The organism is Spirosoma sp. SC4-14 (assembly GCF_037201965.1).
Classification (GTDB): domain Bacteria; phylum Bacteroidota; class Bacteroidia; order Cytophagales; family Spirosomataceae; genus Spirosoma.
The window spans coordinates 761,778-780,751 of sequence record NZ_CP147518.1; the positions used below are offsets into that span (position 1 = coordinate 761,778).

General features: G+C 47.9%; 15 protein-coding genes. 11 read left to right on the plus strand and 4 right to left on the minus strand.

Features of this window, described 5'->3' with window-relative positions:
• Window positions 1–8: 8 nt before the first annotated feature.
• Window positions 9–953, minus strand: coding sequence for an alpha/beta hydrolase-fold protein (locus tag WBJ53_RS03235; protein ID WP_338874611.1), 945 nt, complete (start codon window positions 951–953; stop codon window positions 9–11).
• A gap of 125 nt (window positions 954–1,078) precedes the next feature.
• Here WBJ53_RS03235 and WBJ53_RS03240 point away from each other — a divergent pair, with 125 nt between their 5' ends.
• Both WBJ53_RS03240 and WBJ53_RS03245 read left to right on the plus strand, forming a co-directional pair.
• Window positions 1,079–4,330: a glycoside hydrolase family 2 TIM barrel-domain containing protein gene (locus WBJ53_RS03240; protein WP_338874612.1), complete on the plus strand. Its 3,252-nt coding sequence runs from the start codon at window positions 1,079–1,081 to the stop codon at window positions 4,328–4,330.
• 242 nt (window positions 4,331–4,572) lie between these two features.
• Window positions 4,573–5,724, plus strand: coding sequence for a sigma-54 dependent transcriptional regulator (locus tag WBJ53_RS03245; protein WP_338874613.1), 1,152 nt, complete (start codon window positions 4,573–4,575; stop codon window positions 5,722–5,724).
• Window positions 5,725–5,773: 49 nt separating this feature from the next.
• Here WBJ53_RS03245 and WBJ53_RS03250 read toward each other — a convergent pair whose 3' ends face one another.
• Window positions 5,774–6,847, minus strand: coding sequence for an acyl transferase (locus WBJ53_RS03250; RefSeq protein ID WP_338874614.1), 1,074 nt, complete (start codon window positions 6,845–6,847; stop codon window positions 5,774–5,776).
• Window positions 6,848–6,896: 49 nt separating this feature from the next.
• Here WBJ53_RS03250 and WBJ53_RS03255 point away from each other — a divergent pair, with 49 nt between their 5' ends.
• Entirely contained in the window at window positions 6,897–7,448 is a 552-nt protein-coding gene (locus tag WBJ53_RS03255) for a hypothetical protein (RefSeq protein ID WP_338874615.1), read from the plus strand.
• Window positions 7,449–7,454: 6 nt separating this feature from the next.
• Here the strand turns inward: WBJ53_RS03255 and WBJ53_RS03260 are convergent, their stop codons facing one another.
• Window positions 7,455–8,699, minus strand: coding sequence for an ATP-binding protein (locus WBJ53_RS03260; RefSeq protein ID WP_338874616.1), 1,245 nt, complete (start codon window positions 8,697–8,699; stop codon window positions 7,455–7,457).
• A gap of 348 nt (window positions 8,700–9,047) precedes the next feature.
• Here WBJ53_RS03260 and hemA point away from each other — a divergent pair, with 348 nt between their 5' ends.
• Window positions 9,048–10,346, plus strand: a complete 1,299-nt coding sequence (gene hemA, locus WBJ53_RS03265; protein WP_338874617.1) for a glutamyl-tRNA reductase — start codon at window positions 9,048–9,050, stop codon at window positions 10,344–10,346.
• A gap of 71 nt (window positions 10,347–10,417) precedes the next feature.
• On the opposite strand, the gene WBJ53_RS03270 is transcribed toward hemA, so the two are convergent.
• Window positions 10,418–11,716: a DUF4249 domain-containing protein gene (locus WBJ53_RS03270; protein WP_338874618.1), complete on the minus strand. Its 1,299-nt coding sequence runs from the start codon at window positions 11,714–11,716 to the stop codon at window positions 10,418–10,420.
• A gap of 258 nt (window positions 11,717–11,974) precedes the next feature.
• On the opposite strand from WBJ53_RS03270, the gene WBJ53_RS03275 reads away from it, so the two are divergent.
• From WBJ53_RS03275 to WBJ53_RS03305, 7 genes are all read left to right on the plus strand, one after another.
• Window positions 11,975–14,371, plus strand: a complete 2,397-nt coding sequence (locus WBJ53_RS03275; RefSeq protein ID WP_338874619.1) for a TonB-dependent receptor — start codon at window positions 11,975–11,977, stop codon at window positions 14,369–14,371.
• A 13-nt stretch (window positions 14,372–14,384) separates the two neighbouring features.
• Complete coding sequence (locus WBJ53_RS03280; RefSeq protein ID WP_338874620.1) at window positions 14,385–15,707, plus strand: DUF4249 family protein; 1,323 nt, start codon at window positions 14,385–14,387, stop codon at window positions 15,705–15,707.
• A gap of 89 nt (window positions 15,708–15,796) precedes the next feature.
• Window positions 15,797–16,390: a DUF4230 domain-containing protein gene (locus WBJ53_RS03285; RefSeq protein ID WP_338874621.1), complete on the plus strand. Its 594-nt coding sequence runs from the start codon at window positions 15,797–15,799 to the stop codon at window positions 16,388–16,390.
• Window positions 16,391–16,539: 149 nt separating this feature from the next.
• Window positions 16,540–17,112 (plus strand): YqgE/AlgH family protein, encoded by a 573-nt coding sequence (locus WBJ53_RS03290; protein WP_338874622.1) that lies wholly within the window; start codon window positions 16,540–16,542, stop codon window positions 17,110–17,112.
• Between the two features lie 112 nt (window positions 17,113–17,224).
• On the plus strand, window positions 17,225–17,845 hold the full coding sequence (locus WBJ53_RS03295) for a porin family protein (RefSeq protein WP_338874623.1): 621 nt from the start codon (window positions 17,225–17,227) through the stop codon (window positions 17,843–17,845).
• An 82-nt stretch (window positions 17,846–17,927) separates the two neighbouring features.
• Window positions 17,928–18,395, plus strand: a complete 468-nt coding sequence (ndhC, locus tag WBJ53_RS03300; protein ID WP_338874624.1) for an NADH-quinone oxidoreductase subunit A — start codon at window positions 17,928–17,930, stop codon at window positions 18,393–18,395.
• Window positions 18,392–18,943 (plus strand): hypothetical protein, encoded by a 552-nt coding sequence (locus tag WBJ53_RS03305; RefSeq protein ID WP_338874625.1) that lies wholly within the window; start codon window positions 18,392–18,394, stop codon window positions 18,941–18,943. The genes ndhC and WBJ53_RS03305 overlap by 4 nt, the downstream gene beginning before the upstream one ends.
• The last annotated feature ends 31 nt before the right edge of the window (window positions 18,944–18,974 follow it).

The following is an 18,974-nucleotide window of genomic DNA, read 5'->3' on the forward strand; positions in this document are numbered from 1 at the left end:
CGGTGGGCTTACCGATGAAAACTTTCACTAACGAACTTCAACGCATCGGGCAAACCCGAACGCCAGTAGTTCCAGGTGTGCCCACCATCGCGAACGCGGTATTCGTGCGGAATCTTACGATCGAGAAAAGCCAGGTGTAGCATTGCATTGCCTGCCGATAGCGCATCGTCGTCGCCACAGTCGATATACCACCGTACTTTTATCAGATCACCTTCCGGTGCCGATTGGGCCAGTGTGATTGGACTATTACGCTTCCAGGTAAGAGTCAGTCGGTTTTCTCCTTTAGCTGGCCCGCTAAAAACGGGAGCAAACACCGCATCGTATCGTTCATCAGGAATACTGGCAAACGCTTCATCGGTGCGAATCCCGGCGCTTAGCGCTGCACAACCACTAAATAGTTCAGGATGGTGCATGGCCAGCGTTAACGACCCAAAACCACCCATCGACAAGCCCGAAACCGACCGGAATTCGCGTTGAGTACGGGTTCTAAACATTGAATCGATGTGCGGTATCAACTCCTGCACAAACATATCTTCGTAGCGAATTTTATTCTGGTAGTCGTTGATATAGAAGGTTGTACCGGCGTCGGGCATTACAATAATCATTGGGGGTAATTCGCCGGAGCGGATGCCTGCATCGGCAATACGATCTGCTTCGCCAAACTGTATCCAACTGGTTTCGTTATCGCCATAGCCATGCAGCAAATACACCACCGGATAGCGCCGGTTAGAGGTATAATAATCTGGTGGCAGATAGACCGAGAATTTCACGGCCCTGTTGAGCATCGAACTGTTCCAGATCAGGCTTTCAAGCAGGCGGGTCTGGGGGGCCGATACAACCGGAACGGGGCCATTCGACTGGGGTGTTGTCAATTGGGCCCGCCGTCGGGATTGAGCTGAACTAAGCAGGGGGACAATCAAAAAAATAGAAAACAGTAAAGTGCGGAATGTCATGGGCTTTCTGGTTATAAGGCGAATAAATTTGTAAGAAATTTACCCAGTCCTGGAAATAGGAGTGCTTTGTAGCCGTTTTCCTAAAGAAGAACTCTCCTTTTGTGTAACGAAATAAACTATTGAGTATGCACAAACACTTACTACTCTTTCTCTTTTTTACTGTTAAGGCCCATTCTCAATCGTTACCCGACTGGGAAGACCCGCAGGTGATTAGTATAAATACCGAAAAGCCGCACGCAATCCTGATTCCGTTTGCCTCCGAACAGCAGGCCCTGATGGCTTCCGACTGGCGAACATCGCCTTATGTAAAATTGCTGAATGGTACCTGGAAGTTCCATTGGCTGAAACATCCGAAACTGATTCCTGCCGATTTTTTTCAACCAGCGCTTAATGATCGAAATTGGGACGACCTGCCCGTTCCATCAAACTGGCAGGTGGTTGGCGCCAGAGAGGGGCGGGCATATGACCGCCCTATTTTTACCAACATCAAACATCCCTTTCCGGCCACACCACCCCGTATCACATCTGACACGAATGCCGTAGGGTTATACCGGGTTCGGTTTACAGTGCCCGATAATTTTCAGGGACGAAATGTGTTTCTGCATTTTGCCGGGGTCCAGTCAACGTGCCGGGTTTATCTGAACGGAGAGCCTGTGGGGTATCATGAAGATAGCATGACACCGGCTGAGTTTCTGGTTACAGATAAATTAAAACCGGGCGAAAACCTGCTGGCGGTAGAAGTAATCAACTGGTCGGACGGTAGTTATCTGGAAGATCAGGATTTCTGGCGGTTGTCGGGCATTTTTCGGGATGTGTTTTTGTACGCTACGCCCACAACTTATTTGCGCGATCTGTATGTAACAACGGATCTGGATGAACACTATCTGGATGCTACCCTTAAACTAACAGCCAGTGTTCGGAATCTGTCGTCAACCGGTGCAAAACCAGCTTACCGGTTTCGAGTAATACTCTACGATCCGAAAAAAACGGTTCTGTTTTCAGAAACTATCAACTCAGAAAATGCAACGGAAGTAGGACAGGAAGCAATTTTTCGGCTCAATAAACTCATAAAAGCGCCCGCGCTCTGGAGTGCCGAATTGCCAACCCTCTATACGCTAACCATCCAACTGATTGGTACTAATGGACAACCGACGGAAGCGATCAGCCAGCGACTTGGTTTTCGGGAAATGACGCTAACGGGTGGGAGGCTGTTGCTAAATGGCAAGCCTGTTGTTTATAAAGGGGTTAATCGACATGAGTTTGACCCGAATACGGGACGCGTAATCAGTCGTGAGTCCATGGTTCGGGATATAAAACTCATGAAACAACATAATATCAATGCTGTTCGAACGTCGCACTATCCGAACGTAACGGATTGGTACGACCTCTGCGACGAATATGGGTTGTATGTAATTGACGAAGCCAATATAGAAAGCCACGAACTGTGGTCGAAAGGACAATCGCCAGCCACTAAGCCCGAATGGCGCGATGCGTTTGTGGCGCGTGGAAGGGCTATGGTCGAGCGGGATAAAAACCACCCATCCATCGTAATCTGGTCGCTTGGTAACGAAACCGGAATGGGTCAGAATTTTCGGGACATGGCCGATATTATGCGCCTGATCGACCAGACACGACCGATCCACTACGAAGGACGACAACCTTACAATGGCACCTCGCTGACCAGTTTTGATATTATTTCGACCATGTATCCATCGGTAGACGACATGGTTAAGCTGACGGAAAAAGACCCCAGCCGCCCGCTGATTATCTGCGAATATGCCCATGCAATGGGCAATAGCGTCGGTAATTTAAAAGACTATTGGACTGTTATTGACAAATACCCCCGGATGCAGGGGGCTTTCATCTGGGACTGGGTCGATCAGGGGTTGCGGCTAAGAGACAAGGCCGGGAATGAATTTACCGATCATATCAATCATATCGATGGGGCCAATGCGGGCGATGGCCTCGTTAATCCAGACCGAACGCCCCAACCCGAAATCAACGAAGTAAAACAGGTTTATCAATACGTAAAGCTCACCACTCCAACCGCCTTGTCGGCGGGCCAGCCAGTTAAAATCTATCTCAAAAATACATATAGTTTTCTGTCGCTTGAGCCATTCCGGCTGGATTGGGAGTTGATACGGAATGGCGAAGTTGTGCAGCGCGGACGGGAAAATAATTTGGTTGCCAAACCTGGCCAGACTCAGGTTTTAACACTACCTGTCCACATCGACGCAGTTGTTGATCTTCGCCAGATTACGGGTAATGCACGAGCCGTTTCGGCCGATCAGTCTCCCTTGCTTAATGAATATTTTCTGAATGTCAGCGTATGCCTGAAACAGGCGACCGATTGGGCGGGGGCCAATCATGAAGTAGCGTTGGGCCAGTTTCCAGTAGAAATAAATACGCCTGCACCACCCGTAATCGGACTAAATCGCCTAGGAACTCTGAAAATTACGCCAACTGCTACTGACTTAACTGTGCGTGGCAAAGATTTTGCTGTTGTATTTAGCAAAACTACCGGTACGCTGAATCAGTGGTTTTATAAAGGGAAAAACCTGCTGCTGGAGGGGCTTCAACCCAGTTTCTGGCGCGTGCCAACGGATAATGACGAAGGGGGTGGGAAGCGTTCGTTTGCAGCTCGCTGGCGGCAGGCTGGCCTGGATACCATCCGGGCCCGGCCGGTAGATTTCAAAGTGGAGTCGCGCCCGCAGTTGGTTCGGGTTAGCTGCACGAACGAACTGGTCGGAAATGGGGGGAGCATTCTTCAACAAACCGACTATGTCGTTTATGGTACGGGCGATGTGCAGGTGACAACGTCTTATACCCCTTCTGGTTCGTTGCCTCCGCTGGCACGAGTAGGTATGCAACTGCAATTACCCGCCACAATGTCGATGCTGAAATGGTATGGACGTGGCCCCTTTGAAAGCTATGCCGATCGAAAAGACGCGGCAAAAATTGGATTGTATGATGGGAAAATTGCCGATCAGTTTTTTCCATACACGATGGCACAGGAAAATGGTAATAAAACCGACGTTCGCTGGGCCGAACTAACCGATGATGCAGGACTTGGATTGCTAATTATGAGCGATATAAGTAAGGGTGCCTGGCTTACTATAAATGCTCGTGATTATACAGATGAAGCCTTACTTCGAGCAAAACATACCAATAGCCAGGAACTGGAACGAGGGAAAATCACGGTTGTGAACATCGATCTGGCACAAATGGGTTTAGGCGGGGATGATAGCTGGTCTCCGCGTGTGCATCCCGAGTATCAGTTGCCCGCAACGGAAGCGTATAGCTATTCATTCCGAATGCGTCCGGTTGATGCCCGAACCAATATCAATGAAGTAGTAGGTTTATTGCTTCCAAACTAACTAATTAAGTGGCGTTTCGGGATGTGTTACGTCATAAAGCGAATGGGCGACCAACCCGTTTAAGATGTATCGATTAATAGAATTGATGATCAAATTTTTTGTTTTAATTATATTAATTTGATCATCAATATATTTTGTGTCTCTATTTTGAAAGGGCTTTATTACTTAGGTTTGCAGTTGTGGACGCAAAATGACTATTTTCGTCCCGGTGCTGTAGCACGCCAAAAATCATACCCACGCGCATGGCCAAACTGATTATCGTAGATGACGAAAAGAGCATTCGGGCAGCTCTACGTGATATTTTAGAGTACGAAGGCTACGAGGTAGACGAGGCTAAAGACGGCGAAGAAGGATTAGACATGATTATGCGCACAAACTACGATGTAGCGTTGTGCGATATTCGTATGCCTAAAATGGACGGGCTGGAGTTGCTGCTAAAGGCTCACGAAGCAAGTAAGGGCACCCAGTTTATTATGATTTCTGCCTATGGTAATGTGGAAAATGCCGTTGAAGCCACTAAACGGGGAGCTTTCGATTTCATCACAAAACCACCCGATTTGAACCGACTTCTAATTACTGTTCGGAATGCTATTGAGCAGGCCAAGCTCGTTCAGGAAACCAAAACCCTTAAAAAGAGAATCTATAAACTCAACGAGATTGTTGGCGATTCAGAGCCCATTCGGAAGGTAAAAGAAACCATCAATCGGGTGGCGGCAACCGAAGCCAGGGTGCTGATTACAGGTGCCAATGGTTCCGGGAAAGAGATGGTTGCCAAGCAAATTCATGAGAAAGGCAATCGGTCGAATCAGCAACTGGTTGAAGTGAACTGTGCCGCTATCCCGGGTGAGCTGATTGAAAGTGAACTTTTTGGCCACGAGAGAGGAGCGTTTACCGGAGCCAGCGCCCGCCGTGTCGGTAAATTCGAACAGGCAGATGGCGGAACGTTGTTTCTGGATGAAATCGGCGATATGAGCCTGTCGGCTCAGGCAAAAGTACTCCGGGCGCTTCAGGAAAATAAAATTACCCGCGTTGGGGGCGACAAGGAAATTAAGGTTAACGTTCGGGTTATTGCGGCTACCAACAAAGATCTCCGGCAGGAAATAGCGAACGGTAATTTTCGCGAAGATTTATTCCATCGTCTGAGTGTTATTGTTATTCACGTACCACCGCTGGCCGAGCGTCGTTCCGATATTCCTCTACTGGCCGATAAATTCCTGCAGGATATAGCCACTGAGTATGGCGCACCACCTAAAGAACTAACTCCCGATGCAATGGTGTATCTGCAATCGTTGCCCTGGACGGGAAATGTACGTGAACTTCGAAACGTAGTCGAACGATTGGTTATCATGTGTGGTGACGAAATTACACTCGATGACGTAAAAGCATATGCCTAAAGGAATGATTTAATGATTGAATGATTGAATTGTCAGCTTAAAATATCAATCATTCAATCATTAAATTACACCCCCGCACATCGGAGTTGTCGAAACGGCCGATAACGCGGAAGTCTCCGTTTTCACCCACATATTGGCCTAAGTCCTGCGTTTCAATAAAGGAGCAGGAATCCAGATTAGCAAGGTCGATTACATTAATTCCTCCGCTTCGTTTATAATTGCTAGGGTAAACCAGAAATGGGTCGTTAATGTCGCGGAGCAAAATACGAAGCGTCGAACTCACCCCAAACACGCCATTCCCCTGCGAATAGGCCTGCGAAAGTAGTTCTGTCATACCATATTCAGAATGGACGGACCGGATATTTAGGCGTTGGGTCAATATCGTGTGTACTTCTTCTCGCAGGAGTTCCTGCCGACGCCCTTTCATACCACCCGTTTCCATAACAATCAGGTTTGGGGCCTGTCCCAGAAACGATAAGTCCTCCCCCGATTCGGCCCAATCCAGCAAACCAAACGTAACTCCAATGAGCAGAATTTTTTTCTGATCGGGTTGTTGTGTAAGTTGCCGGAGTTGTTCGGTTAGTTCAGTGTGGTTGTGTAGAAAAAAACCCGACTTTTCGGAACCGGTCTTTGCCATAAATCGCTGAACCATATACACCAGCGATGAGTTATTTCGTTCAAGATACGATGGTAGCAGGGCCAGAATATGAAAGTTGTTGAGTGGACCGTAGGTCTGCTCGAAAATATGCGTACTGATGGCGTCGTACAGATCCGTATCGGGCACATAATGACGACTGGTCTGGTCGGCCTGCGTGGTACCGCTACTGGCAAACGTAACCGTGTTGGAAGGTAGCTTAGCGCCGGTTTCGAAGCCGGTCAGAATCTGGTGTTTTTTGAAGAAACCGATCGGCATGAACGGTATCCGGCCTAGTTCAGTAATCTGATTGGGTTGAATGCCCAGGTAGTGCAGATAGGTTCGATAGATCGGATTAAACGCGGCCTGGTAACGGAAAATAGCCAGCGACAATGGTTCAAAAAACGACTGATCGATGGTTTGTGTAGTAAGAGTCAATACCTGCTGGCGTAACGATTGACGAAGTGAAGCTGCTTCTGGCAAAAGCATTTTAAAATAGAGTAATAAAAACGTTTATCTGCAATACGAGTACAACAGTATGCAACGACAACTAATTCAATCATATCTTGTGGTGTTAGGAATTGCCCTGACGCTGTCGTCCTGTTTTAATGAACCGAATTACTCCGATACGCCCTCGCTTGAGTTTAAAGGTATTTTTAAATACACCATCGCTGCCGGACAAGGGGTTGGTAAATCGAAGCGAGATTCGGTCGTTATTACTGTTGGTTTTAAAGATGGTGACGGAAATCTGGGCACCAACACCAGTTCGGCTACCTATAAAACCGATTCGGTGCATTACGCTCAGAATGGGGGATGGGGCAATTATCAGATCCGCACGTTTCGCTATATCAACAAACAGTATGTCGAATATCCGCAAACGGTCAATAATTTCCTGATTTTTCCTGATCTGACCGAAGGAAAGCCCAAAGGCGCTATTGAAGGAACGCTGGATTTTAACCAGATCTTTACGTACGGAACCACCGTGCAGATTTATCCCACAAAATTCATGATCAAAATTCGGGATCGTAGCCTCAATGAGAGCAATGTGATTGAGACCGATACCGTAAGTGTGCCCTTCCCGGTTCAATAATAATCGTTAGTGTTGGGCTGCTTTTACTGAAGGCTGTGGTTCCACGGCCTTTGCTTGTTTATCGGTATGCAGAACAATTCGGAAGGTGGTACCTTTGCCAACTTCCGAGCTTTTCACAAACAGTCGGCCGTTATGATACTCTTCAACAATTCGTTTGGCCAGCGTTAAACCCAACCCCCAACCGCGTTTTTTGGTGCTGAATCCCGGCGAAAAAACCTTCTGCATGCTGGCCTTTGGAATGCCTTTACCGGTGTCGGTAATATCAATGGCAATTTCATTGGTAGGCAGTGGTAGAATGTTCAGTTTCAGTTCACCCACGCCTTTCATGGCATCAACGGCGTTTTTGCAGATATTTTCAATAACCCACTCAAATAACAGCTTATTGATCTTAACCATCTGATTGGGCGGCAACTGACTCGTCATACTCATTTTTACTTTCGTAGAAATGCGTTTCGACAAATAGCCGGTAAACTGCCTTACAACTTCGTTGATATTTTCTTCTTTCAGGGTCGGTATTGAGCCAATGCTGGAGAAACGCGACGTAATGGTTTCGAGCCGCTGAACATCTTTTTCGATTTCATCGGTAATAGATGGATCAAACTGGCCCGGATCGGAGCGCATATACTCAATCCACGCCATCAGCGACGACATAGGCGTTCCTAACTGATGGGCCGTTTCTTTGGCAAGACCAACCCAGACGCGGTTTTGTTCGGCCCGGCGCGACGAACTAAAGGCCAGATAGGCCAGAACGCCCAGAGCGGTCAGGATGGTAAGCAGCGCATACGGAAAATAAGTTAACTGCCGCAGCAGCTTTGAGTTGTCGTAATAAACCAGACCGCGTTCGCCATTGCCAATTTCAACCACAATGGGCGGATGCCGCTTGCGCATTTCATCGATCTTATCCCGAAGAAATTGCAGCTTCTGATCGTCCGTTAAATTTTCGGGGAACTCAATGTTCAACGGCTTCGAAATTTGCCCGTTCGGGTCGCGGTAAATGGCAGGAACCGTTTTGTTGGCTTCCAGAATTTCACTCGTCACAAAAGTAAGATCTCCCGAATCGAAGTGGGCCGGATCAACTAAATAGGCTATGCTTTTGGCGTATAGCTGCACATAATGTTCTTCCCGGTCTTCCAGCTTGGTAATTAGTCGATCTGTATAGAGCAACGATGCCGTTCCTACCAAAAGCAGGTTAAGAGCGACTATAATTTTCAGAATATTATTCTGACTATAAATATCAAATGATTTCAGCATGGTTTTAGAGAGCCGCTTTACAGATTTCGCCAAACGACTCTGTTCTGCAAAGAACCTTCATAATAGTATAAAAATAGATCAATAAGCAACGGATTATGTGATTGGTCCGTATTTAACTCACTAGTAGGAACCTATTTGATCTATAAACGGGAAAAGAGTATTAATTGTGCAAAACTGAACGACTCTTCTACCGCATCTGTTAGGAAATCAAATAGGATTCAACAAAGAAACATAGATTCTATTTGGATAAATTCTAAATAGAGCAACCGATTACACAGTCTGTTTCCATGTCCGGTAATTGTACCGTAATTTTGTGCTGGCTAGCGCCAACTAGTGTGATTCGCAACAATGTTAGAGACTTTTAAATCAATTAGTTTATCCCACAAAACAGCCCCTCTTCGGGTGCGGGAGCTAATTGCACTTAGCGAAGATGAAGCAAAGCATCTGATGCTTCGGCTGCGTGATTTTTTTGGGTTGTCAGATGTATTGGTTGTATCGACCTGCAACCGTACAGAAATCTACTATGCGTTAGATCAGGCCAGTATTGGCTCGAATCTGAATACAGAAATTGCCCGGTTGCTACTGATCGAAAAAGGGTTGACCGACACTGACCAATATTTGCCTTATTTCCAGTTTTTCGATGTTCATACCGATGCCGTTACGCATCTGTTTGAAGTATGCGTTGGCCTGCATTCGCAGGTAGTTGGCGATATGCAGATTCCAAATCAGGTGAAACAGGCCTACCAATGGTCGGCCGATCTGGGTATGGCGGGGCCGTTCCTGCATCGGTTGATGCATACGATTTTCTTTACAAACAAGCGGGTTGCTCAGGAAACGCCCTTCCGCGATGGTGCTGCTTCAGTATCCTATGCGGCCGTTGAGCTGATCGAAGAACTGGTTGGCAACAATCAGAATCCGAGTGTGCTGGTGATTGGCCTGGGCGAAATTGGAGCCGATGTGTGCCTGAACCTTCAGGACCGCAATCTGAAAAATATTACACTTTGCAATCGCACGCAGGCTAAAACCGAAGCCCTGGCCGAAAAATATGGTTTTCGGGTGGCCGATTTTGCAAACCTGACCGACGAAATTCGCCAGGCCGATGTTATCATCTCGTCGGTAATGCGCGATGAGCCGCTGATTACGCCCACGTTGCTACAGGGCCTGAACGTACTGACCTACAAATATTTTATTGATCTTTCGGTACCGCGCAGTGTCGATGCCGCCGTTGAGCAGATTCCGGGTGTGCTGGTCTATAACATTGATCATATTCGAAACCGGGCCGACGAAGCATTGAATCAGCGGATGGCGGCTATTCCGCAGGTTGAAGCCATTGTGGCACAAGCCGTAGCCGAATTTAGCGACTGGTCGAAAGAAATGGTCGTTTCGCCCACGATCAACAAACTCAAGAATGCGCTGGAGCAGATTCGTAAGGAAGAAATTGCCCGGCACATGAAGCACCTGACCCCCGACGAGTCGGAAAAAGTCGACAAAATTACGCGGGGTATCATGCAGAAAATTATTAAACTACCTGTGTTGCAGCTCAAAGCAGCCTGCAAACGCGGTGAGGCCGAAACACTGATCGATGTGCTAAACGATTTATTCGATCTCGAAAAACATACGGCCGACGATCCAAAACACTCTTATTAATGCTTTGAATCTAAACGGTTTTAGTAGTCAAACTCCCGAATCAATACTGATCCGGGAGTTTTTTATGTTAGCTAATCGCGCCAGCCATCGGGTTTGAAAGGGGTTCTGCTATTACCCGGAACGCAAATTGCCGTGGGCGGTCGTGGTGGTCCGCCAAAAATTCGAATGTTGGGATAAGGGTAGATAGGCTCCGGGTTGGGTTGCCGTTGATTGAGTGCGAAAAACAACTCAGAACCTTTTTGGGTAGATGGTCCATCAGGATCGGTTTGCCCCAGCGGCAGCCCCTGCACATCCGTGCGGTCGATCCAATACCGGAGCGTTGCAATAGCCGATGCCGTAAAGTAGCCAATAATTCGTTGTTGTGGATTGGCAATGTTCAACACATTGCCAACCGGAGCCGATGGGGGAGAGTCGGTAAGCCCGTTTACGTTCTGGGTCTGGTCCTGAAACCGTTTGAAATAGGAATAAGCGTTTTGAGTCAGCGCCATCTGCCGAATTTCTACCAGACAGGCCGTACTGTCGTAATACGGAATCTGCGCAACGTTTCGATGCTGAATGGAATTACCATTGCTGAACTGATCGTCGAACACATCAATAGCGCTACTATATAGAATTTCCCAGCAGTCGGTGCGGCAGGGATAGTCGTAGGTATATAATCCCTGAATGAAGGGTGGCTGACCCGATTCCCGGTAATTGATGGGCACAAAACAGTCTTCGTAAAGGTCGTTGCCGGAAACGTAGAAGGTGGCATCTTGGTAAACGTGCGGCAGAATATTATTGACGGCATAAACTCCTTGCAGACAACTCCGGCACCAGCTTTGTTTTTCCCAGAGTTTCCATTCCCAGCGGTAATAGTTGTGCTGATTGGCTGGGTCATTAACATCAATAAACACATCGTGCCCGGCCCGAAACTGACCTGGCAACTGCTGCCCAACGGGCAAACTGTTCAGGTTGAAGCGGGCGGTTGCATTAGCAATAGGCGGGACGGCCTGCATTACTTCGGTTGCCGACCTATAACGGCTGCCATCACTGAGCGTAAAGCGAAGCTGGTAACTATGGCCAACCTGCCCCCGAAAATCGCTGGGCAACTGATAGCTGCCCTCTTCGGTCTCATGAGCGATCACCACTTCCACCGAATCGACTACTACTTCAACTGTGGCGTTGGTGATAGGAGTCGAGCCAAACCGGCCAGTTAGTGGGTCAGCTTTTGATCGATTCAGGCGAATAAGCTGGGGCTCGGGCAGGTTGTTAATGGTTCCATCAATAACCATAATATCAATTGTCGAATAGATAGGCAAATCATAAGGGTCAGTACAACTACTTACTACCAGTGCAAAAAGCAATCCGACAATACTCGAAACAAAACGCATATACTTACTATAAGACGGTAATTTAACGAGATTTAGTTGATATATAGCCCGAATTTCGTATAATAAATGAAAGGCCGTTTGCGGCTCAGGGCATAGGTAGATTCCCGAATAGAAATGATTTAGTTGTCATATCCTGAGCCACTTGTCATTGGCAAACAAACCTAAAAGGTATAAGCTGGCCGGATACTAACTAAGCTATCAATGACTACTTCGTAATGGGTAGTGAAAGTGTCGAAATTAAACCACACCGTTCGTTTCATGAATCGATCATTACTCATTGCGGGTCTTTGCCTATTGCTCTCAACAACACTACGGGCTCAACTACTGTATACGCTCTCGGGAACCGTGCGCGATTCGGCCAATCAGCAACCTATTGTTCGGGCGGCTGTTGTGGTCGATTACGAAAAGACAGCGAAAGGAACCTATACCGATGCTCAGGGCAAATTTTCGATTCAGCTTCGTTCAGGACAACATATTATTGTGGTTCGAAACATTGGTTATGTTCCTTTCCGAACAACTCTTCAGGTTCGGGGTAACACAACGCTCAACGTTTTACTCCCATCAGTAGCCAGCCAGCTCGAAGAAGTGGTTGTGACCAGCAAAGGCTACGACCGTACTGTTCGACAGCCTCTGTTGGGCGTTAGTCAGATCAATATTGCTACACTTAAAAAAATGCCGGCCGCCCTGGGCGAAGTCGACATTCTGCGTAGTCTGCAAATGCTGCCGGGCGTAACCAGCGTAGGCGAAGCGGCCAATGGGGTCAACATTCGGGGCGGAACCACCGATCAGAACCTGATTCTGCTGGACGATACGCCCATTTTTAATCCTACGCATATGTTCGGGTTGTTTTCGGTGTTTCCACCCGACGCCGTTAGTGGGCTCGATCTGTATAAAGGTAACGTACCCGCTCGTTATGGCGGCCGGGCGGCTTCAGTGCTCGACATCAGTTTACGGAATCCTGGTCTGGATCAGTTTAGGCTCAATGGCGGCATCAGTCTGGTAGCAAATCGGCTGACGGTCGAAGCGCCGATTATAAAAGGCAAACTGGGCATCCTGGTGTCGGGACGGGGGGCTTTCAATGATTTTCTACTGCGGTTAGTATCCGACCGGTTCAACGATATCCGGGCCAGGTTTGGCGATGGGGCAACCAAGCTCTTCTGGCGGGTAAATGATCGGAACACCGTAACGGCAATGGGTTATTACAGTCAGGATTTGTTTCAGACCAATTTGCTGGGAAGTTTGGCTAATATCAATGCCGTAGGTACGCAATATGCTCAGCAGACCGCCAACGGTATGGTGCGCTGGTTTCATGCCTTCAATGATCGAACTAATCTGCAAACCACCGCTTTGGTCGCTCAGTATGTACCGAAGATTCTGTCTATAGAAGACAGCACGAACAACAAAGTGGTACTAAAACAGATGGTGTTGCAGCGACAGATCAAATCGAACCTTAACTATCAACTCGACAATCAGAAGATTGAAGTAGGCATCAGCGGAACCCATTACCGACTTAATCCGGGTGAGTTGATCCCTAATAACAGTCGGGCAGTCAACTACCAGAAAACACCAATCGAGAATGCTCTGGAACTTGCCATTCATGCCGAAGACGAAATCAGTTTGTCCGACAATCTGGCTCTTTCGGTCGGGTTGCGCTATTCGCATTTTCTGACCTTAGGCCCGTCGGTAGTTCGGCAATACGCTGCTGATGAGGTTATTGATGCCACAACCGTAGTAGACTCAACTGTGTACGGGGCCAGCCAGATTAGTAAGCAGTATGGTGGCCTGGAGCCCCGGCTGGGACTGCGGTATGCGATTGGTGCAAATTCGTCGGTCAAAATAGGCTATAACCTGATGCGGCAATACATGCAGGTAATTACCAACACCACTACACCATTGCCTACTGCCCGCTGGAAAACGGCCGATGCGCATATTCAGCCGCAGGTTAGTCAGTTGTGGTCGGCTGGCTATTTTCATAATTCGAAAAACAACATCTTCGAACTGTCGGCCGAGGTGTACTGGCGGAGCACGCAGCACATTCTGGACTATAAGCCGGGAGCCGATTTTTTGCTGCAACCCTATCCGGAAACACAATTACTGCCGGGGCGCAGTAAGGCATATGGGGTAGAGGTAATGCTGGCCAAAAAGAAAGGCGAGCTAACAGGCTGGATCAATTACACCTACGCCCGAACCCTGAATCAGGTAAATCAGGGTGTCGATTTTCTACAACAAATTAACGATGGCAACTGGTATCGGGCCAATTACGACCGTCCGCACAGTGTCAATATCAGCCTGAATATCAACCAGGGGCGCCATCATAGCTTTTCGTTCAATTTTGCTTACAGTACGGGGCGGCCCTATACGGCTCCCGAAGGCTTTATCCGGTATCAGGGTCGAACGTATCCGTATTATAACGAACGAAATCAGTATCGACTGCCCGACTATCACCGGCTGGATTTTGCCTGGAATATCTATAATCCCAGTCTGAAGAATCGGCGCTGGCAAGGGCACTGGACCTTTACGGTTTACAACCTATATGGCCGTCGGAATGTGTATTCGATTTTCTATCGGACAGAAGGGCAAACCACAAACCCGTACCGGCTGAGCATTTTTGCCGCTCCGATTCCTAGTTTAAGCTACAATTTCGAGTTTAAATAAACAGCTCAACGCTATGCGTCATGTTCGACTTTATCTATGCTGGAGCACCTTCCTTCCGCTTCTGTTAGCAACGGCCTGCGTTGATCCCGAAAATCTGGTGTTGCATGGCACAGTGGATCTGCTTGTTGTTGACGGAACAATCACCAATCTGGTCGAACCGCAACTCATTCGGCTCAACCGGTCGCAGGCCGACCGATTGACCGGTCGATTTGGTACGTTGCCTATCACCAAAGCCGCAGTTGAAGTGGTAGTCGATTCGGTGGAAGTGGTGGTCGCTCATGAGACCGAAGTGGGCAGCTATCAGTTGCCCAGCGATTTTCGGGGGCAGGTTGGCCATAGCTACCAACTTCGCTTTACGCTCAGTGATGGTAGTCGCTATGTGTCTGATCAGCAGATAATGCCTGCCGTTGCTGAAATCAGTAGTACCGAATCGGCTTTTAATCCGGCGTGTTTGACGGCAAATCAATTAGGGGGGTATACGGCAGGGCATGATGTTTTTGTTACCAGTCAGGACCCGGCCGACAGGCACGATTACTACCGCTGGGACTGGACATTATACGAACGCCAGTATTGGTGCCGAACCTGCAAACAAGGCGTGTATGCGGTGAATGCGATTGTGCCACATACCTATCTGTACAGTTATTATTTTGTATCGGGCAACGATCTATATGAAGATTGTTTTACTCCGCCACCCGGCAAAGCAGATTATGATGCGCCCGAGGTTCCGGCAGGTGATTGGTTTTACGACTATCCGTGCCGGACCGACTGTTGGGAAATTCTCCATAACTATAGCCTGAACGTTTTCGATGATATGTACAGCAATGGTGGATTGATTGCTAAACGGAAAGTAGCACAAATACCTTTCTACCAGCGTGCCCCCTGTTTGGTCGATATACGACAGGGATCGTTGACAAAGGATGCCTATCAGTACTTTAAACGTTTTCAGGATCAATCGCAGAATACGGGCGGGCTGGCCGATACGCCACCAACCATTCTGGCCGGAAATGTATATAATGCATCGAATCGGCAGCAGGTAGTAGCCGGTTATTTTACCGCATCGGCAGTATCGTTATATCATCATTGGCTCGACCGAAAAGATACGGAAGGCATTCCGTTTGGCGCTACCGACCCCACAGGACCGCACGAAAACGCAGGGGATGATTTATTTTATGCGCTCAACATACGTCGGCCGTTTCCAGAGCCTTCGCCCCCATATGTTGGGGAACGTAATGAACCTAAAGTCAGAATATGGCCCATTGCATCGCGGCCACCAACGGCGGTGTGTGCCCCCAGCGATTCAAAAACACCCTACAAACCCAATGGCTGGCGCGATTAAGGTTCAGGTCGGTCGTCGTAATTATTTCCCCCGGTTTATCGTTATCATAAGTGGACAAATTCTTGCTGATAAGGAGGTCCACGCTGGCTATGACTCGTTTGATTAATACCGTTTTGCGGTTGTTACTGATTGCTGTTTTGGTGGTTGGATTGATTGCCCTTTGGGAGCAGATTCGGAGCAGTGAGCTGATGAGCCGTTTCCGACGGGGCGACAAAACCACCCAGAGCGTGGTGCTTAAAGAAATAACGACACTCGGTAAGCTCGAACTGGTAAGTTATACGTTCAAAGACATTGTCGAGCACGAGCAGGCCAATATGTTTCTGCCCAATTCAAATGCCGTCCTGATTGTAGAAGGACAGGCAACGGGCTGTATCGATTTAACGAAAATTAACGCCGACGATATTGACGTCGATGACGATTCGATCGTTATTCATTTACCCAAACCTGAACTGTGCGGCTGGAAAATTAACCACGATCGGTCGAGAGTCTATGATACACACTTTTCGTTTCTGAACGAATCGCAGCTTGTGAGTGATGCCTATCGGCAGGCCGAGCGGCAAATCAGGCAGTCGGCGCTCAATAGTGGTATTCTTGTTCAGACCCGTCAAAATGCCGACCGAATAGTAAAACCACTGCTCGAACGGGTTTCGGGGCGGCACGTGCGGCTTGCATTTGATCGCTAACCATTGGTTATAACCCGAAAACGATGGAGAGAAATCTTAATTGGAAAAATATCCGTATAAAAAATCTTTAGGGGTAGCTACGCTAAATTTCGGCATCATTTTGGTAACATCATCTTTAATATGCCGTTTTTTACGTAACACGCTTTAATATGTCTGGTACCATGAACGCCAATACACTACCTGTCACCAATGGCAGTCTATTGATTGCCGAACCATTTATGGGCGATACCAATTTTGATCGTAGTGTCGTTCTGGTTTGCGAACATAGCCCGGCGGGTACCTTCGGGCTTGTACTTAATCAAACAACGGATATCCAGCTTGGCGATGTAATCGACGACGTGTATTCGTCGCAGGCTTTATTTGTAGGGGGGCCAGTCCAGCAAAATACGCTCCATTTTATTCACCGACGGCCCGATCTGATCGATGGCTCGATTCGGGTAGCCAATGGCTTATACTGGAGTGGCGATTTTGAACAGGTAAAACAAGCCGTGAATATTGGTACAATTTCTGAACGCGATATTCGGTTTTTTGTTGGCTATTCGGGTTGGGATGCGGGCCAACTGGCAACAGAACTGGATCAGAAAGCCTGGATTGTGAGCCGTGCCGATGCTAATTTTTTATTTGAAACACCAGTTGAAGAGTTCTGGCGCGGTGTGCTGAAACGCATGGGCGGAGAGTTTAAATCCATCGCACACTATCCCGTTGATCCACGATTGAATTAAATCCGGGACTGATAACGGCAATATCTTAACTTTTTTTGCCAATTTTGCTGGCAATCTGACGTTTCAGGTAAGCAGCCGTTACTGGAAGCTTGACTTCCTCCCGTGAGTTTTTATGCAGATTTCCCGACTAGTACTCTTTTCGTTTTTGGTAAGTGCTCCTCTGTTCTTACAGGCACAAAGTAATAAGCCGGTTGGCGGTCATTTTGGTATAAAGGTAGGTGGATCGCTAACCAAGCTGTCTCTTTCCGGTACCAGTGTCAACATCCCGAAGCAGAATCTTGATCCGCACATCGGCGTTATGTATCGGTATCGGTATCATCGACTGGTATTACAGCCCGAAATGATTCTGAACGTTAAGGGAGGCTCGTTTCAGGTTGAACAGACAAGTGGTGTTCGCCAGACAATCAACAATACGTACACTTATCTGAGCGCGCCAATTCTGCTGGGTTATATTCCGACGGAAGGACTGACCATTCAGGCGGGCCCCGAATTTAGCTATGCATTAAACCAGGGTTCATCTAACGGGCCAGGCAGCAAAAGCGACCTTGGCGCGGTTCTGGGTGTCCATTACGATTTTCTGGATATGCTCGATAAGTTTAGTCTCCACCTGCGCTATATCTACGGATTTATGAACGTGTCGCCAGAGGCCGGAGCAACCTATCAGAATCGTGTTTTTCAGGCATCGATCGTCTATAACCTATATCCGAAAAAGAAAAAGCCGGGCCAGAAATAATTGAGTGATTGAGCGAATAAATTTGTGTAAGTCAGATCAGTATTCACTCATTTGCTCAATCACTCAATCACTCAATTTCTTTATGCTTTCCGACTTTGGCGTCATATTGCTGTTTATTCTGGGGGCTTTTGCCTTTATCAGTCTGGTGTTGTTCGGCGCCCGGTTGCTGCGCCCTAATCGCCCGAATGTTGAGAAAAACAGCACCTATGAATCTGGCGAAGAGCCGGTTGGTAATGCCAATATTCAGTTCAATATCCGGTTCTATGTGGTAGCGCTGGTGTTTGTGCTCTTCGATGTCGAACTGGTGTTCCTGTTTCCTTGGGCAACCGTGTTTGGTCAGGAATCGCTTATTCATGAAACCGAGGGCCTTTGGGGCTGGTTTTCGCTGGCCGAAATGACCGTATTTGTGCTGATTCTGGCACTCGGTCTGGCCTATGTTTGGGTGAAGGGTTATCTGGACTGGGTGAAGCCTCAACCGAAAATTCCGACCGTGGAAACGAAAGTGCCTGCTGATTTGTATCAGGAAGTAAATAAGCGTTATAAGCGTTGACGTTACTACTGAGTTGTGGCCGGTTGCTATCGGCCTGCCTGTTTTTGCTGGTGTCGATAGAGTCATTCGCGCAGAAACCAGTTATCGAACAATATCGGGTACGGGTCATTACCAAAACAGGACAGCGGTTGCGTGGAATATTGGATGACGTAACCGAAAGCCATCTCACCGTAATGTATTCGTATGTTGGCACGGAGCGCGTTCCCTTAGAAAACGTTCGTAAAGTGGTACTTCGGCGAGCCAATAAAAAGACTGTCCAAATAACCGGTGCCATTGTGGGTGGGTTACTGGTTGGTTTTATTGCCAATCAATCATTGGAAAACAGCCCTGCCCGAAGCCCGATTTTGCATGGATTAACGGTAGTCTTTGCTGCCGCTGGTGGCGCTACGGGTGGCCTGATCTTGAGTTCGGCTATTGGTAATCTAACCAGCCGGATTATTCGGCCGCTCGATCCGGCCAATCCTGATCTTAGTCTACGGCGGCAACTCGAACCGTTTTCAATCCGGTATCAACAGGATTTACTGAATCGGTTGCCCAAGTCTCGGTAAGTGGCGTAGTAAAGCCATAATAACCTCTATT